Here is a 20,314-nt window from a genome sequence, read left to right on the forward strand (position 1 = left end):
GGCTGCCGAGCGCTCAGAGGTACGAGCAGCGGTGCAGCGTTTTCTCCTGACCGGACTCATCGCCCTGGTGGTCGTCGCCGTTCCCGTGGGGCTCTGGGTGCGCGCGCAGGCCGCAGCCAACGCTTTGAATAACGCCGTGTTGTTAACGCAACGCCTGGCCGACTTCTCGCTCGGCCCGCTACTGACCGAGGCGGTGCTCGACGGCGTCGCCGGTGCTGACCGCCAGCTCAATGAGCGGCTGGAACCCCGTCTGGCCGACGGTGCCCTCGTGCGCATTAAGGTTTGGGACGCCTCCGGGCGAGTGATCTACTCGGACCTACCGATGCTGGTCGGTCGACGTTTCGACCTGCCAAGTTGGGCTCCCGACCTGCTGGCTGGCGGCCAGGGGCGGGCCAGCCTGGAGGCCCAAAACGAAGTTGAAAATCAATTTGAATCTGGTACCGGTGATCTGGTGGAGGTCTACGTTCGCACGATCGCCGTCGATGGTCAGGCTTTGGTCGTGGAGGCGTATTTCGATGACGCGGATGTGCGCGCGGATCAGAGCTCCGTCCTGCTCGGCTTGATCCCCACTTTCCTGTTGTCGCTGGGCGCCTTGCAGCTGGCCCAGCTCATTCCGGCCATTCAGCTGGCCCGTCGAATACAGGGCCACCAATCGATCCGCCGCAAGCTGCTGCAACACGCCATCGACGCCTCCGATCTGGAACGCCAGCGCATCGCCCGCGACCTGCACGACGAGGTCATCCAGGATCTCGCTGGCTTGTCGTATGCCCTCGAGGCCGAGGAGATGCACTCGACGCCCGAGAATCGCCCGCTCTTCGCGCAGGCCAAGGCAATCCTGCAAAAGAACGTGAGCACCCTGCGCTCCATGTCCTCTGAACTGTATCCGCCCGACCTTGATGAGCTGGGCCTGCCCGAAGCACTCGCCCAGCTTGCCGCGCGCGTGCTCGAGCACGGAATCGAAGTCAAGCTTCAGATACCGGCAAACTGTGACCTCGACCGCGATCGAGCTGCCATGTTCTACCGGGTGGCCCGAGAGGTGCTCGCCAACACCGTGAAGCATGCCCACGCCGGCATCCTGGAACTGACTCTCATGCAGGACGACGACCGTACCATCCTGCTCATCCACGACAACGGATGCGGCTTCGACCTGTCCGCCGACGCACCAGACACCCACCTGGGCCTGCGCATCATGCGCGACACCATCCAGGTCGCCGGTGGTTCACTCGAGGTACGTTCCTGGATGGGCGGTGGCACCTCCGTCATGGTCACTCTGGATCGACAAGCTCCCGCTTGGACGCGGTAACAGGCAGCTCGGTCACCTCGGCTGCCGAAACAGCCCCGCACCGAATCGATTCACCTGAAGCTCTACGTGCCCGCCGGGAATCCCGGGCGATAGACCGGCGGGAAGGAACCCATCGCTGTGGTGTCAACCACGGGAACGTCCGAGGTGATCGGATCGTTCACCCGGTAATCGCCCACGGCAAACTGGATCATCATGTCATGGTCCTCGTGCGAGAGATTGTGACAGTGAATCATGTAGCGGCCGCCGGCCTCCTTCCCGGTATCGAACTGCATCAGCACCGTGACGGATTCATTCTCACCGACATAGAAGACGTCCTTGGGCCCCTTTTCCCAGGCAAACGGTTTGCCTCCGTTGATATTGCGGCCGATGATCTTGCCGTCCACCAGGTGGACGTGCACCGGGTGGAACCAGCCGCCCGAGGAGTTGGTGATGGTCCACTGCTCCACGTCGTAGGGCTGAGGATTGCCGAACAGCTTGGTGAAATTCGACTGCTCCACGTCGGCCCAGGTCGTGCCGTTGATTTTCCACAGGCCGTTCCCACGCTCCACCACCATTCTCCGCTTCACCTTGGCCATGTCGGGGGTGAGGCTCATGGTGGTCAGGCCGCCCAAAGCGGAATGGATCGCGCCGCCATCGTCGAGGGAGGTGGGGATGGCCGAGATGGAACCGGTGTTCGAACCGGAGTCGGCTACGACCTCGAATTTCATGATCTTGCCGGTATCGGCGAAGTCCACGTTGTTCTTGTTGCTGAGGTTGCGCATCTCGACCGTTTGCCCCGGCTTGTACCGGCGGAAGTCGATCAGAATCTCGTAGCGTTCGGCCGTGCCCTGACGCCACGATCTCACCGCTTGAACGGTGGGCATCATGCCGCCGTCGGTGCCGACGATGTAAATCGGCTCACCGGTCGAGAGGGTCGGCCGGTAGGAGCGTCCGACTGAGGCGATCAGCACTCGAAACCGGTAAATGCGGGGCTTGACCTTCATCGTGGGCCACGGCACACCGTTGACCATGATGATGTCACCCCACACTCCCTTGTGGTCGTTGTCGTTGTAGCCGAGCGAGCCGTCGGCTTTGAACATGGCATCCGAGATCATGAGCGGCACGTCGAATTCGCCCTGGGGCAGCTGCGCCTGTTCGAACGGGTCGTGCAGGGCATAGATGCCAGCCAACCCCGCGTACACATTCTGCGCGGTCTGATGCATGTTGTGGTCGTGGTACCACAGCGTGCGCGCCGACTGCCAGTTGGGGTACTGATAGTTCTTGACCTTGCCGACGGCGGTGAAGTCGTTAGCGTAGCCGTCGTACTGCGGCAGCGACGCCGAGCCGTGCAGGTGGGTGACGGTGTTGAACGCACTCGGGTGTAGCAGACCGTTGGTTGACAGGGCGTTGCGAATGCGCACTTCGCTCCGGGTGCCTTGGCTCAGCCGGATGGTCGGGCCGGGGAAAATCCCGTTGTAGCCGGCGACCGTCGTGGACAGTCCGGGAACGAACTGGGCCTGACCGAGTTTCTGGGTGAGGGCGTAACGGGCAAAGGGGCGCGACGGGTCTCCGTCATCGAAGCCTGTCTCGTATGGCAATAATTCCGGGGGACGACGGAACACGCCGGCGTAGGGCACCGGCATGTTCGCGGGTGCGAGCAGGCTTTTCGTCAGAAGCGGGGCTGTGGCGATCGGCGCGTCATCGCCTCCGCTCATCCCAACAACGCCGAGCGCGCCGAAGGCCCCCAGCTGCAGGACTTCTCTGCGTGATGTCATGACTTCTCCTCAAGGCTTGGCTGTTGGATGGTGCTGTTCAACGGCGTTGTACTGACTTTGACAATGGGGACCGGCCGGCGACTGGAAACCAGTCGCCGGCCGGGTGGAGCGGATCAGCTATCCCTTAGAGCAGGGTTCCGGTCGTGAACGTCCAGGTGCTCGTCACCAGCGGGTTACCGACCAGATCTCGAACACTCGTGTTGCCGCCGGTGACAGTCACCCGGTACTGAACGTTCGAACTCAAAGTCACCGACGGGTTGATGGTCAACACGTTGGTGGTGGCGTTGTACGCTGCCACCGAGGTGACGACCGCGCCGGTGGAGACCCGCGTGATCTGAACCGTGGTGGCGCTGACTCCGGTGATGTCTTCACTGAAGGTCGCGCGCACGTTGGCATTCCGCGCCACTCCGGTCGCTCCCGCTGCGGGAGTCCTCGAGGTGATCGTCGGTGCCGGACCGGTGGTGAAGGACCAGGAACTGGCCACCATCAGGTTGCCCGCCACATCACGGATGCCCGAAAGGGTGGCCGTGTAGGTGCGGTCGGCGAGCAGGGTCGCGCTCGGGTTCAGCGTCGCGACTCGCGTCGTGGCGTTGTACGACACCACTGCGGGGACCGCCGTGGTACCCAGCCGAAGCACGAACGTCGTGCCGCTGACCCCGGTGACCGGCTCACTGAACGTCGCCGTCAGGTTGCCGGTCTGGCTGACCGAACGAGCTCCCGATGCCGGGGTGCGCGCCGTCACCGTCGGCACCACGAACTCCGTGCGCGGCGTGACCGCCACCGACCGGGCCGAGACCGCGCCGATGCCGACCGCATTGATCGCGGCGACATCGAAGGTGTACCCGGTTCTGTTCGTCAGCGACCCGATCACCGCGCTGGTGACGTCGCCCACCGTCGTGGTGCCCGTTGCCGTCGCGCCCGCTCCGATGAAGGTGCGAACCCGGTAGCCCGTGATCGGCGCGGCGTTAGCCACCGGCGCCGGGGGCGTCCAGTTCACCGTCACCGAGGCGTTACCAGCGATCGAGGTTCTGATCGTCGGAGCTCCAGCTACCACCTGCACAACCGGTGCGGTCGGTGTGACTGCCACCGAACGATCTGAGGCAACTCCGGTGCCGACCGAGTTGATCGCGGCGACATCGAAGGTGTACCCGGTTCCATTCGTGAGCGATCCGATCACCGCGCTGGTGACATCGGCCACCGTCGTGGTGCCCGTCGGCGTGGTGCCCGCCCCGGTGAAGGTACGAACGACGTAGCCGGTGACCGGCGGAGCGTTGGTGACCGCTCCCGGCGCCAGCCAGTTCACGGTGACCTGGGCGTCACCGGCGACCGAGGTGCCGATCGTTGGGGCTCCCGGCACCACCTGCACAACCGGCGCTACCGGCGTGACCGCGTTGGACGAAGCCGAGAACAGACTCGTTCCCTCCGCGTTCGTGGCGGACACCTGGAACTGATACGTGGTTCCGTTGGTCAGACCGGTCACGACCAGGCTGGTCGCGCCTGCAGCTGCCGTCTGGACAGCGCCAACCTGCGCACCAGCGGCATCCAGCACCTTCACCGAGAAGCTGGTGGCGATGCCGCCAGCTGCCGGGATCCAGTTCACGGTCGCCTGCGCGTCACCGGCAGTTGCAGTGCCGATGACGGGAACGCTCGGAGCCACGGTGTCGGAGAACACCAGTCGTTCGATGTTCCGCAAGGTGTCGGTGCCATTGGTGCCGACGTTGTCGACCACCGTTGTGGTCGAGCCCGGCGAGCCGACGGCTGCGCCAACGGGCACCGTGGTGACGGTGTAACCGGCTTCCGCATTGGTGAACACGGCGGAGTCGATGCCGCCAGATCCCTGCAGGATCTCGCGTACCGCCACTATGTCGCCCGGGTCGACCGTGCCAGCGAAGACAGCTTCCTGCAGCGTCGGTCCGGTGAGTGCACCAGCACCGTCAGTCAGGTACTGGCTGCTCATCGCGCTCTGGTTCGAGCCGTTGAGGCTGGCGCTGCCGATCTCCGTCGCCGGGTCGCTCGGGTTGGTCCGAACGCTCAGTCGCAGGCTGAGGTACGCGTCACCGTCGATGATATCGTCGGCGCCTCGTCCCTCGATCAGGTCGCTGCCGCCGCCGCCGAGGAGCACGTTGCCGGCGCCCCAGACGTTTGGACCGGTCAGGATCGGGCAGTCACCCTGTGCCGACTGTGCGACAACGGATGCCAGCGTGGTCGTGAATTCTGGAATCAGCGCGTCGAAGCCCGCAATGCGGTCAACTCCGGCCTGGTCCACAACGTCACAGCCGATGAAGCCGCCGCCGCCCACTGCGCTGGGAACCACGTTGTCGCCACGGAGGATGTCATTCAGCTTCCAGCCCGAGAGTGCCTCGACTTCGTTGTACTTGTCGCGTACACCCACCTGCAGGATGTCCAGCGGGGCGATCGGTAGAGCCAGATCGGAGTCCTGAGCCTGGGGGTCACCCTGGCCAGTCGACCAGTCGTAGCCGGAACCGCCGGCGACCTTTTCAATGCCAGGACCACCGACGCCAATGTCGTCGCCGCCCTCCATGTCGTAGTCGTCGTCGCCGCCCTGGCCGATCATGAAGTCGCTACCCGGCTTCTGCGAGTCGTCCAGGAAGAACAGGTTGCTGCTGTCTCCAATCATGAGGTCAGGCTGGTTGCCGCCCTCTTCCCAGTCGTCACCACCGTCACCGAAGGCTGCGTCGAGGCTTTCACCGAGAACGATGAAGTCGTCGCCGGCGCCGCCGAATGTTGTGTTGGCATTGGCTCCACCGTTCGTGAAGTCCTTGCCTTCGCCGCCCATGATGATGTCGAGTCCGGGACCGGCATCGATCGCGTCGTTGCCTGGGCCGCCCTTGGGCACGTCGTCTCCGGCCAGGTCGGTGATGATGTCGTTGCCATCACCGCCGAGAGCCACGTCGGCGCCGCCACCGCCTTCGATGACGTCGTTGCCGAGGCCACCCCAGAAGGTGTCGTTGTCGTTTCCTCCGTAGATCCGGTCCACGTTACCGGTGCCGTTGTAGACGGCCTGGCCGTTGATGCCGGCGGGGTCGACCGCGTTGCGGGCGCGGTACTTGATCGTGCCGTCAGGCATGCGAATCAGCAGAGCCGTCTCATCACACTCGGATTGCGGGTCGTTGGCGACGGTGTTGCCCGAAGCCGCGAAGCCTTCGACGGTTCCAGCCAGGTTTTTCAGCTCGAACTTGCAGTCGGCCGTGGCGAAGGGGTCGGCCTTCAGGGTGTGCGCCGTGGTGTTGCGCATCATGAGCTCGGCAAAGGAGTTGCCCTCCAGTTGGGTGCGGAGGTTCATGCCGGGCGTGCGGGCGAGATAGTACAGACGGTCACCGTTTTGCAGGTCGGTCATCTGGTTCTCGAACACATAGTTGAACGTCGTGCCGAGCAGGCCACCGAACGGGGTCGTTATCTCAGCCAGGCCGCCGACCCAGAGGTCGACGCCGTCGAGACCGGTGATCGAGTGCGTGCCCGAGTTGGCCCACGTTCCCGTGCTGTTCATGAAGTCCATGGCACCGTCCGGAGAAGCTTCTCCGGCCAGGGCGTCGGGACTGACGATCAGTCGGGCAGCATCACGCTTGCCGTCGAGCGTGGTCGCGCCGGTGATGGTGGGGAACTGACCATAGGCGGCCACGAAGTTGATCAGCGATTCCGGGTGCTTGAGGTTCTCACCGAAGTCGATCCAGTTCGTGTACGGCTTGAGCGCCCCGTCGTTGGTCTTGTTGAACAGCTCGCGACGGAACGGGTTCAACCGCGGTACGCCTTCCGAACGCGCGCGAGTCATGTTGATCGCGGCCAGGTCGAGCGGCAGTCCCAGGAGGTTGTTGCGCAGGGTGTCAGTGACGAACTCGTCGAGTTCGTTACCGACCTGGTCGCTCATGCCCATGATGACGCTGCCGGCCGCCTCCTCGGAGGTCAGCTGCCCATCCGGTCCACCGTCGGTGTACGCGGGTGGGTTGAGGAACCCGTCGAGCAGGGAAATGTCGTTCTGGCTACCCAGAACGTCATCACTCGTGCCGAACAGTCCGTCTGCTCCCGGCTTGTCCTCGTTGCGACGCGAGATTGTCTCGGTCAGCATGGAGTGCCCAAAACGGTAGACGGCGTGCGCGAACTCCGCTTTGACCGCCGGGTTGATCTCGGTCTGGGTGAAGGCGAACGGTTCGAACGGGTTGATACCGGGCTGCACCTTGCGCGCGAATTCCTCGAACACGAGGTGCTGGTATTCCATCTCGGTGACGAACCGTGCAGCCTGGAACAGGCGTTCCCCGTTCCAGCCAGCGGCTCCTCCGGCCAGCTTCCACTCGGCCAGGGCGGCAATGCCCTTGGCTGAGGTGTCATTGGTCAGGGTGTTCTCGATGGTCTCGATCAGGCGGTCATGCTCCGAGTGGAAGACCTGGTGAATGGTGGTCAGGCCGATGTTCTCGTTGACGCGACCGTCACCGGCGATGAAGTGAGCGTTGAGCATCTCATCGTCGTAGGTTCCGGCCGGCTGGCTGGCGAAGTCAGCGGATGCCGTCCCGTCGAGGTCCGGGGTGAGTCCGGCCTTCGGCTCCGCGTTGTGCGCGATGTCGGTCAGGAACGGCGTGTTGAAGTAGAGCACGGTGCTCGGAACGGGCACGGGGTTCGCCGTATCACCCTCGACCAGGCCGGTCGCGGTGGCGTACTGCGGCATGCCGCGCGCTGGTCCGGGGATGAACTTGCCGTAGGCATCCGCGGCGAGCATCGGAATGTTGAGCACATCCTTGTCGGCCAGAAGCAGCCCGAGCACGTTTGCGGCCTGCGCCTTGGTGGTGGCCCAGGTGGCCATGCCGCCCGCGGTGGGTCCGGTCGGTCCTCCGAGCAGCTTGCCGGTGGCAACGGGTCGCCCGGCCTCGGTCACGTATTCCCGGAGGAAGACCTGGTGGGAAGGGTGCGAGGAGTAGGTCTGGCTCTGGTCGACCCAGGGCGAGTCCGTATTGAGTGCGTCTTGAACATCGTCGGCGCTCTCGTCGGCGGGAGTGGCCGGGTTGTCGCCGACGATGCCATCGGGGCCGGGCTGGTTTTGCGCCCGGGTCAGCACCATGAAGGCTTGGTTGGCGGGAACCTCGTCGCCGTTGCCGGCGATCCCGTCGGGGCCGGAAACGCGCAGCGGGTCATCCGCTTTGAGGGGCACGAAGACCGTGCCCCCGCCCTTCACTGTCTGATCGATCCCGTGGTCGAAAAACTGACCGAACAGGGTGAACATCGAGTTGTACGGCGGTGAGAGGCCGACGTCGGTCGTCACGTTTGGCATGAACAACGTCTGGTTGGAGGGAATACAGCCCGCGGGAATACCCAACGGCACGGTCGGACTCGGGTCGGTGGTGCACGCCACGACGCCCGCGTTGCCCTGGGTGCGCACGGGGTTTCCGGCTGCGGCGATGGCGGCCGGATTGGTCGACGTCTGGTCGACGATCAGGTTGCTAACCGTGCGTGGCTCGCTGTCGAAGACCAGGCCCTTTTTCTGGGCGTAGGAGGTCTGGTTCGGCGGTCCGAATCCGGAGGGTGTGACATCTGCACTCGAGAACACCGGTGTCGCGAGGCGCGGGAAGACCTGATCGGCCGCGCCGAACTGAGCCTGACCGGGCTGCAGGTTATTGCAGGAGCCGTCGACCGTGCGCAGCCCGAGTGAGAGCAGCGGGCTGGCGATTTGATTGGGTCCGGTTCCAACGAGGGCGCCGCACGGGCCGGTGGCCGAGGTGGTATTGGTGACGTGCGTTTCCGCTATCTTGATCTGCTTGAGAATGTAGGCGAGGTCCGAGGGAGTGACGGCGAACCCCTGCCCGACCGGGGCGACGGCCGCCTGGGCCGGGAGCGCAGCTGTCAAGCCCAGCCCGGCGTAGAGCACGGCGGCCATGCCTGCGGCGAGCAGGCGCATGGGTTTTCCAAAGACGTGCGGTGGTCTTCCACCGACTCGGGGAGGCGGACTACCTCGCATTCCGCTGGCAGTGCTGTTGCTTCGAACGATCCCTTTACCTTCGAACCTGCTCATGACGGACCTATCTCTTCAGGGTGAGCGAATGCTGTAAGAGTGCGACGTGGGCCTTGGGGAAACCTTGTGCCTGCGCCAGTCGGGGCACCCATCGATTTCTTCCGCTGATTCCGTGCTAATTTCGCCAGACCATGTCTGATCCGTCTACAGCCTCCCCGCGACCCGATCTCACCGTCCGCAGCCGCGTCGACGTCGCTGACATCGCCATTGGCCTGTTTCAGGCCCAGGGCTACGAAGCCACGAGTACCGCCCAGATGGCCGCCGCTGCTGGGGTGTCCCGCAGCACTTTTTTTCGTCAATTCAGGTCGAAAGATGACGTGATCTTCGCCGACCACGACGAACTGCTTGAGCAGATCACCGACTATTTCACCGCCAAGCACGATGATCCGTGGCTGGCCGTGTGCGAAGCAGCCATATTCGTATTCGCGCGGTTTCGAGAGCGCCTCGAGATCGTGCGGGTGCGGGATCTGGTCGTGCGCCGGGCATCCGTTCTTCGTGACCGCGAAACGGTGATGGTTTCGCGCTACGAAAAGACCTTTGCGGCGTACCTGCGGCTTCAGCTGCCCGGGGTCGACCCGGTTCTTGCGATTCAGTTCGCCGCGGCCGTGACAGCCACGCACAACTTTGCGCTGCGCCGCATGATCCGTGCCGGCGAATCGAGCGAACTGCTCGATTCGGCAGGCCTGGCGGCCCAGCTGCACGCGGTACGCCAGCGGTTTGCTCCGACCGATGACCACCGTGCAGCCGCGGCCACGCCCGCCAGCGAGCTGCTGGTCGCGGTGTTTCCCGCCTCGACCCTGCCCGCAGATGTAGCCCGGGCGATCGAGGACCGGCTCCGCTCCTCAACAGTTTGACACTATGTGTCACTTGACCTGAGACCCAGTGTCAGGTAGAACTGGAGTCACATGCGCTTACTGCGAAAGGCTCTGATGCCCGATTACGATGTCTCCGCCCCCCTCGACACTGACTACTACGGTGTCTTCGCCGATGTTCCAGCCGCCGATCGGGCGTTCTGGAGCCGGGCGCGTTCCTTTGCGGTCGAGACGCTCGACGAGCTGAGCGCGGCCTGGGACAAGGCGGAGTATCCGCTGCATCTGGCTCGCCGGCTGGGTGAACTCGACCTCCTCACCGATGGCGTCACGGGCCCGGGTCTCACCCCCATGTCACCACTCGCCGCCGGACTGGTGAATATGGAAATCTCCCGCGGCGACGGTTCAATGGGCACCGTCGTGGCCGTGCAGGGCGGCCTCGCCCTGCGCAGCATCGCCATGTTCGGCAGTGACGAACAAAAGGCTACCTGGCTGGTTCCACTGGCTCGTGCGGACAAGCTCGGCGCCTTCGCCCTGACCGAACCCAACCATGGCTCGGACTCGGTGGCCCTCGAAACCACCGCGCACCGCGACGGCGACGCATGGGTCATCAACGGCGAGAAGAAATGGATCGGCAACGGCTCGGTCGGCGACGTGACCGTGGTCTGGGCCCGCGACGACGACAACAACGTACGCGGCTTTCTGGTCGACCAGTCACTGCCCGGCTACCACGGCGAGACCATGCTCGGCAAGGGATCCTTGCGCGCGGTGCATCAGGCCCGCATCACCCTCACCGACGTGCGGATTCCGCTCGACGCCGTATTGCCGGGCACCCAAACCTTCAAGGACACCGCGGTCGTCTTATTTGCGACCCGGCTCGGTGTGGCCTGGTCGGCGCTCGGGCACGCCACCGCGGTCTTCGAGGCGGCCCTGAACTATTCGCAGCAACGCGTGCAGTTCGGCAAGCCCATCGCCGGTTTTCAGATCGTGCAGGAGCGCCTCACCCTCATGCTCTCCGAACTCACCTCGATGCAGCTGCACTGCATGCGGCTCGCCGAACTGGACGCTGCCGGTACCCTGCGGCCCATCCAGGCCAGCCTCGCGAAGTTCCACAACACCCGAGCGGCTCGCACTCTCGCCTCGCTCGCCCGTGACATGCTCGGCGGTAACGGCATCCTGCTCGAGAACCACGTCATCAGGCATCTCGCCGACATCGAGTCCATCCACACCTACGAAGGCACCGAGAGTATCCAGTCGCTGCTCATCGGTCGCGATCTGACCGGGGTCAGCGCCTTCCACTAGACGTTGAAGCCCCGGGTTCCCGCACGATTTGCACGGGGACGAGGTAATCTGGCGCGATGCCTCCAGATAATGCGAATCAGTCGGCCATTTCCTCCGTCCCTGGGGATGGATTCGTGCGGGTTCGCGGAGCCCGCGAGAACAACCTGCGAAACGTCGACGTCGACGTGCCGCGGGATGCGATCGTCGCCTTCACCGGGGTATCTGGTTCGGGCAAATCGTCGCTCGCTTTCGGCACAATCTTCGCCGAGGCTCAGCGCCGCTTCTTCGAGTCGGTCGCGCCGTACGCCCGTCGCCTGATCGCGCAGGGGCATACGCCGCATGTCGACGAGATCACCGGGTTACCGCCGGCGGTCGCCCTGCAACAACGCCGGGGAACACCCAGTTCCCGATCCAGTGTCGGTACGGTGACAACCCTGTCCAATTCGATGCGCATGATGTATTCCCGTGCGGGTATATATCCGGCGGATGCGGCCGGCCGACTCGAATCCGACTCCTTTTCGCCGAACACCGCGATGGGCGCCTGCCCGCGCTGCCATGGTCTGGGAATGGCGCACACTGTCAGCGAAGCGTCGATGGTGCTCGATGCCACCCTGAGTATTCGAGAGGGTGCCATCACGGCCTGGCCCGGTGCCTGGCAGGGCAAGAACCTGCGCGACATCGTTGCGGTGCTCGGCTATGACATCGACCGGCCCTGGCAGGACCTGTCCCGCGCCGACCGGGATTGGATTCTGTTCACGGAGGAGCAGCCGGTCGTGGAAGTCGTTCCGCAACGCGATCGCATCGCCAAGCCATACCAGGGCCGATTCTGGAGCGCGAAGAGTTTCGTGCTGCACACCCTCGCCGACAGCAAGAGTCCGAACGTGCGGCAGCGCGTGCTGCGGTACGTCGACACCGGCCCGTGCCCCCTCTGCGGCGGCAGCGGGTTGAAGCCCGACGCCCTGGCGGTCACGGTGTCCGGGTACTCGATCGCGGTGCTCAATGCCCTGCCGATGACGGCCCTGGCCGAGGTTCTGCGGCCCATCGTGTCTGGCGGCCTGGGTTCGTCGGAGGTTGCCATCACCCTGGCCGGCGACCTGCTGCGCCGCATCGACGTGCTGCTCGAGCTGGGACTCGGCTATCTCGCGCTCGGCCGGTCGACCCCCACCCTGTCGCCCGGTGAAATGCAACGGCTGCGCATCGCCACGCAGTTGCGTTCTGGACTGTTCGGTGTCATTTACGTGCTCGATGAGCCCTCGGCCGGCCTGCACCCGGCGGATGCCGAGCCGCTGCTGCTCGTACTCGAGCAGCTCAAATTGTCGGGCAACTCGGTCTTCGTGGTCGAACACAATATGGATGTCGTCGGTCGCGCCGACTGGGTCGTCGACGTGGGCCCGCGGGCGGGCGAAGGTGGCGGCGAGGTCCTCTACAGTGGGCCGACCGCCGGCCTCGCGGAGGTAGAGACCTCCATCACGCGGCAGTACCTGTTTCTTGCGGACCGCGAGCCGGTGGTGCGGGGCGAGCTGCGGCATCCGCTGGGCTGGGTGGGCCTGACCGGCATCACCCGGCACAACCTGCAGGGCCTCGACGCAGAGATTCCACTCGGGGTGCTAACGGCCGTGACCGGTGTTTCAGGCTCGGGTAAGTCGACCCTGGTCAGCCAGGTTCTCGCCGAAGCCGTGGGGCGACATCTGCATCCCGAACCAGACGACGTACCGGTGCTCGACCTCGGCGACCCCGATGCTGAGGTGGAGTTCGAGGAACGCCTGACGGTAGCCGAGGTGACAGGGCTGGAGGCCATTGATCGCCTGGTCCAGGTGGACCAGAAGCCGATCGGCCGCACCCCGCGGTCCAACCTCGCCACCTACACCGGCCTGTTCGACGCCGTGCGGGCCACCTTCGCCGCCACCGACGAGGCCGAAGCGCGCGGCTTCACTGCGTCACGGTTTTCGTTCAACGTGGCCGGTGGCCGCTGCGAGACCTGCCTCGGCGAGGGTTTCGTGGCGGTCGGACTGCTCTTTCTGCCGGGCAGCTACGCGCCGTGCCCGCAGTGCGGCGGGTCGCGCTACAACCCCGAAACACTCGAGGTCACCTACCGCGGCAAGAACATTGCCGAGGTGCTCGGCCTCACAGTGGATGCCGCGCTCGTCTTTCTCACCGATGTCGCCGTCGCCGCGCGCAGCCTCGAAACCCTGCGGGAGGTGGGGCTTGGGTACCTGCGCCTCGGGCAGCCGGCCACCGAGCTCTCCGGCGGCGAGGCCCAGCGCATCAAGCTGGCAACCGAGTTGCAGCGCGCCCGTCGTGGCCACACGCTCTACCTGCTCGACGAGCCGACAACCGGGCTGCACCCCGCCGACGTCGAGCTGCTCATGCAGCAGCTCGGGCGCCTGGTCGACGCCGGTAACACCGTCGTCGTGGTCGAACACGAGATGGATGTGGTCGCCGCCGCCGATTGGGTGATCGACCTGGGCCCGTCCGGTGGCGACCAGGGCGGCCGCATCGTCGCCGCCGGCACCCCCGCCACGGTGGCCGCCCACCCCACCAGCCGCACCGCCCCCTATCTCCAGCGGCGCCTGGCCTGACCGCAGGAGAGCGGGCCGGCGATGGTCCAAAGTCCTGGTGACTCCGCCGACGCGGGCCGACCATTTCGCTTGCACAGGGATAACGAGGTCTCGGCGCCGGCGTCGGGCATTCGTGGTGCGTTCCTGTGCGGCGCGATCATCGCACGGTTCGCGATTCCGGCCGCGTTCCTCGTGCGGCGTCCGCCGCTCGGCGAGCCGGTCGCCATCAGACGCTACTCTTCAGCGCTGGTTTAGCGCTGGTTCAGCGGATGCGCTGTGCCAGCACTGCAGGATGCTCGGCGGGCAGGCCGTGCCGCCGACCATCCTGCAGCAGCAGCACGTTCTTCTTCTCCCAGTCGCCAAGCCCCTGGCGGAGCGAGTCGATCGCGGCGCTCTCCGCGCAGGTTCCGGCGGTGCGGCCGCAGGAACACTTCGCGGCCGGACCGTCGTGGTGCAGCGCGGCGATGCGCCACAGGCCGGCCATCGCCCAGTCGATCTGCCGACGGGCGAGTTCGGTGTTGCGTTCGGCACGCCTGACCAGATCGTTCTGCAGGAGCTGGCGCACCCCCTCGATCCCCGCCGAGAACTGGCCGGCGACGAGGGCACCGAGCTCGGCGACCTGGTCTCGCAGAATGGTCAGGTCCTGGTCTCTGGCGACGAGCAGGGCATCCGTTTCTGCGATGTACTCTTCGTGAGCGGTCTCTGATGCGCCCCAACGCGCCGCCCACAACCGCACGTGCTCGAGGTCGCGGCGCTCACTCTTCTCAGCCCCGATATGGTGCAGGCACAGGGTGCAGACCACCTGATCACTCGTCGAGGTGAAGTGAAACGGCTGCACGGCCAGGCAGCACAGGCACGACACTTCGAGGTCAGCGTGCAGCGGATGCGCGTGTGTCACCGTTGATCCACCTCACTGTTGTACCTCGAGGATACCGGTGCCGCGCTCATTCCCCAGGACAACGCGTGCATGCGCTCCTCCGGCGTCTCGCTCGGCCACCAGGTCACTTCGGTCACCGCGGGATCCAGCCGCTGTTAGCTTGTCGCACGGAAACGACGGCCTGATCTTCTCGATCGGGCCGTCGTTTCTTCGCGGGTGAGCCAGGTATCCGCTTGTCCGGTCAGTCATTGAAAGCGGCCGGCCGACTGGCGATCTCGAGCGTGATGGCCTCGATCGCGGCGCGCACCACTGCAGAGCGCAGCGATTCGGCCGGACGACCGCCCAGATCGGCAGCTGGCGTTGAAAGTCGTCCGGCAGTACCGGAATGAATTCCGGCCGATCGTGCACGAGAAAATTCGGCAAAAGCCCGATACCGGCGCCTGCCTGCACCGCCTCCAGCTGCGCGAACAGGCGAATCGGCTGAAAGGTCGTGGCGGGCTCGGGCAGCTCGGAGGATCGGTAGCCGAGATCGGTGGCGAGCAGGGCGCTCTCGACGTACGACACGAAACTGTGCGACTGAATATCGGCCAGCGATTGGGGCGTACCGCGGCTGAGAAGATACCGCGGCTGGCGTAGAGCCGCAAGAAATAGTCGGTGAGAAACATCGCCTGCGCATTCTTGACGTCGTTACGTCCGGCCACGATCTCCAGATCGACGACCGACCGGTTCTGACTGACCTTACGGGTGGCGCTGAACATTTCGATATTGATGCGCGGATGTCTCTGCTGCAGCTACACGAGCGCCGGCGTGACGATCTCGGCCCCGAAACCGTCGATCGTGCTGATGCGCAACAACCCCGACAGCGGGTCGGTCTGTCTGATCGTCGTCGTGAGGGCGCCGAGCCGGTCTTCGATCGCCTCGGCCGCGTCGATCGCGTGCCGACCCAGCCGAGACACGGTGAGCAGCACGAGCAGGTCGTTCGGGCTCGGGAGCGCGCGTGTACTCACGGATCCGTCCTCTCGAGCATGTGCATCTGCGCGCATACCCTCTGTGAAATATTGCCCTGATTGCAGGCTATCCGGCTGCGAGGGTGGAGGCAGCGCACAAGCAAAGGAGCTTCGTCATGTCAGTAGTCGCATGGATCGGATTGGGCAACATGGGTGGGCCCATGTCAGCAAACATGGTGGCCGCCGGTCACGAGGTGCGCGGCTTCGATCTGAATCCGGATGCCGTCGCCGTAGCAGTGAAAACGGGCGTCACCGCCGCGCGAAGCATTTCCGACGCGGTCGCCGACGCCGACATCGTCTTCACCATGCTGCCGAAGGGCGAGCACGCCCGCGCTGTGTATTTCGGTGACGAGGGAGTGCTGGCTGCGGCCGACAAGGCAACCCTGCTGGTGGACTCGTCGACGATCGACATCGACACGGCCCAGGCATTACACGATGCCGCAGCCACGGCCGGTTTTCGCTTCGTCGATGCTCCGGTCTCGGGCGGCATGAGCGGCGCCATCCGCTTTTACACCCGCGGTAAGGTCGTCACCACCCGCTGGCCCGACCCGGCCACGTCAGAGATCGATCTCGGTTTTCCGCAGATGGCCTAGTCGACTCGGGTCCCCAACTTCTCGGGAGCCCACGTGCGCTCGCACGTGAGCGGACTAGGGTGTGTGGGTGCCACCGGACTCGTCTTCAGCCCGCCCCACCGCCGCGCGCGAGTTCTTCGCCGGGGCCGGTTTTCTCGGTCGCGGCCTAAAAATGTGGAGCACCTCGCCGCGCCTCATGCTGCTCGGTGCCCTGCCCGCCCTTATCGTCGGCAGTGCCTATATTGCTGGCATCGTCGTACTTCTGGTCAACCTGGAGACGATCGCAGCCGCCATCAGCCCCTTCGCGAGTGGCTGGGACGAGCCGTGGCGCACGGGAACGCGAGTCGTGGCCGGCGCCGCCGTCACGGCCGGCGGCGTCCTGCTATTGGCCTACACCTTTGTGGCCGTGACCCTGCTGGTCGGCGATCCCTTTTATGAGCGCATCTGGCGGGCGGCGGAGACCACTCTCGGCGACGCGCCGACGGAACCGCAGCGCGGTCCACTGCGCGGCATTCTGCGCTCCCTGGCTGATGCCTCGCGGCTGATGCTCCTCGCCCTGCTGGGCGCGATCATGCTGCTGCTCTTTGGCCTGGTTCCCGCGCTCGGCCAGCTGACCGCGCTCGTTCTCGGGGCAATATTCGGCGGCTGGATCCTCACTCTCGAACTCACCGGCTTCGCCTTCGACGCTCGCGGCTTCACCCTCACCCAGCGACGACGGATGCTGCGTGCCAAACGCGCCCGCAGCCTCGGGTTCGGTGTGCTCACCTATCTTTTGTTCCTGATTCCGGGCGCGGCCGTCTTCGTGATGCCGGCCGCGGTGGCCGGCGCGGTCCTCCTGAGCCGGGACGTTCTCGACGCCACGACCCCGGCCGTTTAGCGCTGGCGGTGGATGATTCGCCCGCTGCGCGCCGCGATGGCACGGACCACGTTCGGGCGCGCCCCAACCCAGATCGCGGTCGTGAACAGGATCGAACCGACAAGGATCCACACCCCGGTCCAGCCGTCGTCATTGCGCGCCGCGTACATGTGGTTGAGGTTGGCGCGGGCGCCGGTCGTGAGCACGAGCGTCACGTGCACGACGATGAACGCCACGAAGAAAATCAGCACCGCAAAGTGGAGTTTGCGTGCAACCGGCAAGGGAAAGAGGTGGTCGAGCCGCCGAAACCGCGCAGACAGTCCCGGTGACATGCGCAGGCCCGTCCCGAGCGCGATCGGTGCCGCGATGAACACGACCACGAAGTAGCTGAGCAGCTGCAGTGCGTTGTAGTACACCCACCCGTTGTCGGTCGGCCAGTCGAGCGAGGCATATTGCAGTCCGGCCGACACCGCGTTCGGGAAGACGTCCCAGTTGAGCGGTACGAGGCGCAGCCATTGTCCAGTGGAGAACAGCAGAACGTAAAACAGGACGCCGTTGACGACCCAGAGGGTGTCAAAGACGATGTGCTGCCAGAGATTGAGAGTGATTCGAATCGGGGGATTCTTCGTGCGGAACAAACCCGTGTTCTTGCGTGTCCAGAAAATGGACGGGCGTTTGGTCGTGCGCACCTGCCAGCCGGTACGAATGACGAACAGAATGAAGAAGGCATTGAGGCCGTGTTGCCAGGCCAGCCAGGCCGGTATTCCCACCGGGGTGGCGGCGAGGTGCGTCGAGACACCGGGATAACTGCGCGTGAACGATTCGACCGGCGGAAGGCCGCGAATTCCATTCGCCGCGAGCACAACCAGTGCCAGCGCAACGAGCAGGGCGGGCACAATCCATACCAACTGCACAGAACGCAGCCAGAAGGCACTGCGCCGGGAGGCACCCGTCGTCATCGCGATCCGTTCTCGCCCGACCGGGGGGCCGTGGCGTCTTCGTAAGGCTACTTGCCCACCCCGCCATGGTGTGTCCTTCATAGACGCGGTAGGTCACATACCGGGGTCGACGCTGAGGCCGTTGCGGTACCGAGCCAGGGCGCGTTGAGCCGAATGAGGGGCCTCGGCCTCCACGACCGCGTTGCAGTTGCGCAGCCTGGATGTATTCCTGAATCAGCGTGATGCCATCGTGCGGCTCCACGAACTCGTCAGACGCCACGTACGCGGCGAGCTCGTCGTGGCTCGTGAACTTGCGCACGCCGAGACCCTTGCCGCCTTGCGCATCTCGAGCACGTGCCGACCATTCACCATGCGACGTATTTCGCCGAGTTGCTGCCGGGCGATGACTCTTCTTTATGAGATGAGGATCCCATAGCGCGGGTCCCGGCGGTAGGTCGAAGAGGAACAAGAGACTCCGCACGCCCACCCCGGCAGCCAGAACGTGATCGTGGAGGGCAAGGCCCTTCAAAGGCGCAGGCCGGCCAAGTATTTCTACTCAACCGGCCCGTTCGCTTGGATTTCATGAAAACGCATACTCAATTTCCTGAAATACCCACAGTGCGCGAGAGGGGACTTGAACCCCTACGTCCTTTCGAACACTGGCACCTGAAGCCAGCGCGTCTGCCAATTCCGCCACTCGCGCGAACTTAGGAATGCTAACACTGTGAGGGGGGTCAGCGCCATTCGACGGCGCGTCGCGCGATCACGCCGGCCGCATCCAGCCTTAGCGCGCCACTTACCGGTGGCCGCACCCGCTCTAACTGGCGCGCGCACCGGCAGCTGGCGCGCCGACAGCGGATACCCGTGAGCGGCCATGCCCGCAGTAAAAAAGTCCCAAGGAATGCCCACAATGGGCGTGGAATTCAATGATAGACGCTCCAGAGGTAGTATGACGGTTCGTGCCGTTTGCGCCCTGAAGGTGGGTTGTCACCCGAGACAAGTAACATGCTCATAGCCAAACGGACCGGATCGGGAGACCTGTGGGCATACTGGATAACTTTGAAAAGGGCTTGGAACGCGCCGTCAACGGCGCTTTTGCCAAAACCTTTCGATCGGGCTTGCAGCCGGTGGAAATAACCTCCGCGCTGCGTCGTGAGCTCGACACCAAGGCCGCTGTTGTAGCGCGGGATCGCATCCTCGCTCCCAATCGCTTCACGGTGCGCATGTCCCACACCGACTATGCCCGCATGAGCGCGCTCGGCGTCACGCTCATCGACGAGCTCACCGCCCTGGTGCAAAAACACGGCACCGAACAGCGCTACCAATTCACCGGCGGCATCGCCATCACACTGCAAGACGACAGCAGCCTCAGTGAGGGGATGGTGCAGATCGACTCCAGCTCGGTCACGAGCACCGTCGCCTGGACCCCGGTAGTTGACATCAACGGCACTCGCCACCCGCTGGTCAAGGCCCGCACCGTGATCGGTCGCGGCTCCGACGCCGACATCACCATCGACGACACCGGCACATCCCGCCGCCACGTTGAAATCCTCTGGGACGGTGCCCGAGCGCAGGTGCGCGACCTCGGCTCGACCAACGGCTCCCAACTCAACGGCGCCCCGGTCACCCAGGCCATCCTCGAGCCCGACTCAACCATCACCATCGGTCGCACCCGCATCGTGTTCCGCGTGCTGGCCCAAGCGTCACGAGATACCCCTGCGGTCCCGCCGCCAGCCGACCCGGCCACCGAACGCCACGACATGGGCGGATTCTGGGGGCCGGGCGCATGAACGTCAGCGAACTAACCCTGCTGGTGCTGCGCATCGGCTTTCTGCTCCTACTCTGGATGTTCATCTTCGGCATCGTCTACGCCCTGCGCAGCGACCTGTTCGGTCAGCGCGTGCGCAAGATGAATTCGCAAGCCGCCGCCGCGTTCCCGGCATCCGCTGCTCCCGCGCCAGCCCCGCCCGCCGCCCCGGCTGCCGCACCCTTCACGGCCACGGCCTCGCGCGCCAGCCCGATCGACGACGCGGGAATGGCTACGAGCCAGAACACCACCCGCTTGGTCATCACGAGCGGGCCGAAGGCCGGCTCCGAGTTTCCGCTGGGCACCGAGACGATCACCATCGGCCGCTCGAGCGACTCCAGCCTGGTCATCCGCGATGACTACACTTCCACGCACCACGCCCGCCTCATGCTCTGGAACGACGAGTGGATGCTGCAAGACCTCGACTCCACCAATGGCACATTCCTGGCCGGTTCTCGCGTCACCGTACCAACAAAAATTCCCCTGAACGCCACCGTGAAGATCGGCGCCACCAGCTTCGAGCTTCGGCGGTAGGT

At 64.9% G+C, this 20,314-nt stretch carries 14 protein-coding genes, 1 tRNA gene and 1 pseudogene; 9 read left to right on the forward strand and 7 right to left on the reverse strand.

Annotated features, from left to right (window positions below; all coding sequences use genetic code 11):
- Positions 1–31: 31 nt before the first annotated feature.
- Positions 32–1,303, forward strand: coding sequence for a sensor histidine kinase (locus E3T50_RS09175; protein WP_166784260.1), 1,272 nt, complete (start codon positions 32–34; stop codon positions 1,301–1,303).
- A gap of 62 nt (positions 1,304–1,365) precedes the next feature.
- Here E3T50_RS09175 and E3T50_RS09180 read toward each other — a convergent pair whose 3' ends face one another.
- Positions 1,366–3,057, reverse strand: a complete 1,692-nt coding sequence (locus E3T50_RS09180; RefSeq protein ID WP_134551560.1) for a multicopper oxidase family protein — start codon at positions 3,055–3,057, stop codon at positions 1,366–1,368.
- Positions 3,058–3,181: 124 nt separating this feature from the next.
- On the reverse strand, positions 3,182–8,959 hold the full coding sequence (locus tag E3T50_RS09185; RefSeq protein WP_166784261.1) for a peroxidase family protein: 5,778 nt from the start codon (positions 8,957–8,959) through the stop codon (positions 3,182–3,184).
- A 245-nt stretch (positions 8,960–9,204) separates the two neighbouring features.
- Here E3T50_RS09185 and E3T50_RS09190 point away from each other — a divergent pair, with 245 nt between their 5' ends.
- The 4 genes from E3T50_RS09190 (at position 9,205) to E3T50_RS16230 (ending at position 13,976) form a co-directional block, all read left to right on the forward strand.
- Positions 9,205–9,927 (forward strand): TetR/AcrR family transcriptional regulator, encoded by a 723-nt coding sequence (locus E3T50_RS09190; protein WP_134551562.1) that lies wholly within the window; start codon positions 9,205–9,207, stop codon positions 9,925–9,927.
- Positions 9,928–10,002: 75 nt separating this feature from the next.
- Positions 10,003–11,184: an acyl-CoA dehydrogenase family protein gene (locus tag E3T50_RS09195; protein ID WP_166784262.1), complete on the forward strand. Its 1,182-nt coding sequence runs from the start codon at positions 10,003–10,005 to the stop codon at positions 11,182–11,184.
- A 56-nt stretch (positions 11,185–11,240) separates the two neighbouring features.
- Positions 11,241–13,742: an excinuclease ABC subunit UvrA gene (locus tag E3T50_RS09200; RefSeq protein WP_134551564.1), complete on the forward strand. Its 2,502-nt coding sequence runs from the start codon at positions 11,241–11,243 to the stop codon at positions 13,740–13,742.
- Between the two features lie 69 nt (positions 13,743–13,811).
- Positions 13,812–13,976, forward strand: a complete 165-nt coding sequence (locus tag E3T50_RS16230; protein ID WP_166784246.1) for a hypothetical protein — start codon at positions 13,812–13,814, stop codon at positions 13,974–13,976.
- Between the two features lie 7 nt (positions 13,977–13,983).
- On the opposite strand, the gene E3T50_RS09205 is transcribed toward E3T50_RS16230, so the two are convergent.
- The 3 genes from E3T50_RS09205 to E3T50_RS16645 all read right to left on the reverse strand — a co-directional run bounded on the left by E3T50_RS09205 (position 13,984) and on the right by E3T50_RS16645 (position 15,605).
- Complete coding sequence (locus E3T50_RS09205) at positions 13,984–14,619, reverse strand: hypothetical protein (RefSeq protein ID WP_134551565.1); 636 nt, start codon at positions 14,617–14,619, stop codon at positions 13,984–13,986.
- A gap of 12 nt (positions 14,620–14,631) precedes the next feature.
- Entirely contained in the window at positions 14,632–15,189 is a 558-nt protein-coding gene (locus tag E3T50_RS16640) for a type 2 periplasmic-binding domain-containing protein (protein WP_338145356.1), read from the reverse strand.
- Between the two features lie 200 nt (positions 15,190–15,389).
- On the reverse strand, positions 15,390–15,605 hold the full coding sequence (locus E3T50_RS16645) for a hypothetical protein (RefSeq protein ID WP_241990847.1): 216 nt from the start codon (positions 15,603–15,605) through the stop codon (positions 15,390–15,392).
- A 116-nt stretch (positions 15,606–15,721) separates the two neighbouring features.
- On the opposite strand from E3T50_RS16645, the pseudogene E3T50_RS09215 reads away from it, so the two are divergent.
- Positions 15,722–16,105, forward strand: a pseudogene (locus E3T50_RS09215) (NAD(P)-dependent oxidoreductase); the annotation flags it as partial.
- 160 nt (positions 16,106–16,265) lie between these two features.
- Positions 16,266–17,054, forward strand: coding sequence for an EI24 domain-containing protein (locus E3T50_RS09220; RefSeq protein ID WP_134551567.1), 789 nt, complete (start codon positions 16,266–16,268; stop codon positions 17,052–17,054).
- Here the strand turns inward: E3T50_RS09220 and E3T50_RS09225 are convergent.
- Complete coding sequence (locus tag E3T50_RS09225; protein WP_134551568.1) at positions 17,051–17,992, reverse strand: cytochrome b/b6 domain-containing protein; 942 nt, start codon at positions 17,990–17,992, stop codon at positions 17,051–17,053. The two genes, E3T50_RS09220 and E3T50_RS09225, sit on opposite strands and share 4 nt — an antisense overlap.
- A 598-nt stretch (positions 17,993–18,590) precedes the next feature.
- Positions 18,591–18,674, reverse strand: a tRNA-Leu gene (locus tag E3T50_RS09235).
- Positions 18,675–19,011: 337 nt separating this feature from the next.
- Between E3T50_RS09235 and E3T50_RS09240 the strand changes: the two genes are divergently transcribed.
- Together E3T50_RS09240 and E3T50_RS09245 are read left to right on the forward strand one after the other, a co-directional pair.
- A complete protein-coding gene (locus E3T50_RS09240) occupies positions 19,012–19,761 on the forward strand; it encodes an FhaA domain-containing protein (RefSeq protein ID WP_134551569.1) in 750 nt (249 codons plus the stop codon).
- Positions 19,758–20,312 (forward strand): FHA domain-containing protein FhaB/FipA, encoded by a 555-nt coding sequence (locus tag E3T50_RS09245; RefSeq protein WP_134551570.1) that lies wholly within the window; start codon positions 19,758–19,760, stop codon positions 20,310–20,312. The genes E3T50_RS09240 and E3T50_RS09245 overlap by 4 nt, the downstream gene beginning before the upstream one ends.
- The last annotated feature ends 2 nt before the right edge of the window (positions 20,313–20,314 follow it).

Source organism: Cryobacterium gelidum (assembly GCF_004403985.1).
GTDB lineage: Bacteria > Actinomycetota > Actinomycetes > Actinomycetales > Microbacteriaceae > Cryobacterium > Cryobacterium gelidum.

What these genes read in the sequence shown, in the direction of transcription:
- E3T50_RS09180 (WP_134551560.1), bottom strand. Translation starts at nt 3,057, where the DNA reads ATGACATCACGCAGAGAAGTCCTGCAGCTGGGGGCCTTCGGCGCGCTC.
- E3T50_RS09185 (WP_166784261.1), bottom strand. Translation starts at nt 8,959, where the DNA reads ATGCGCCTGCTCGCCGCAGGCATGGCCGCCGTGCTCTACGCCGGGCTG.
- E3T50_RS09190 (WP_134551562.1), top strand. Translation starts at nt 9,205, where the DNA reads ATGTCTGATCCGTCTACAGCCTCCCCGCGACCCGATCTCACCGTCCGC.
- E3T50_RS09195 (WP_166784262.1), top strand. Translation starts at nt 10,003, where the DNA reads ATGCCCGATTACGATGTCTCCGCCCCCCTCGACACTGACTACTACGGT.
- E3T50_RS09200 (WP_134551564.1), top strand. Translation starts at nt 11,241, where the DNA reads ATGCCTCCAGATAATGCGAATCAGTCGGCCATTTCCTCCGTCCCTGGG.
- E3T50_RS09225 (WP_134551568.1), bottom strand. Translation starts at nt 17,992, where the DNA reads ATGACGACGGGTGCCTCCCGGCGCAGTGCCTTCTGGCTGCGTTCTGTG.
- E3T50_RS09245 (WP_134551570.1), top strand. Translation starts at nt 19,758, where the DNA reads ATGAACGTCAGCGAACTAACCCTGCTGGTGCTGCGCATCGGCTTTCTG.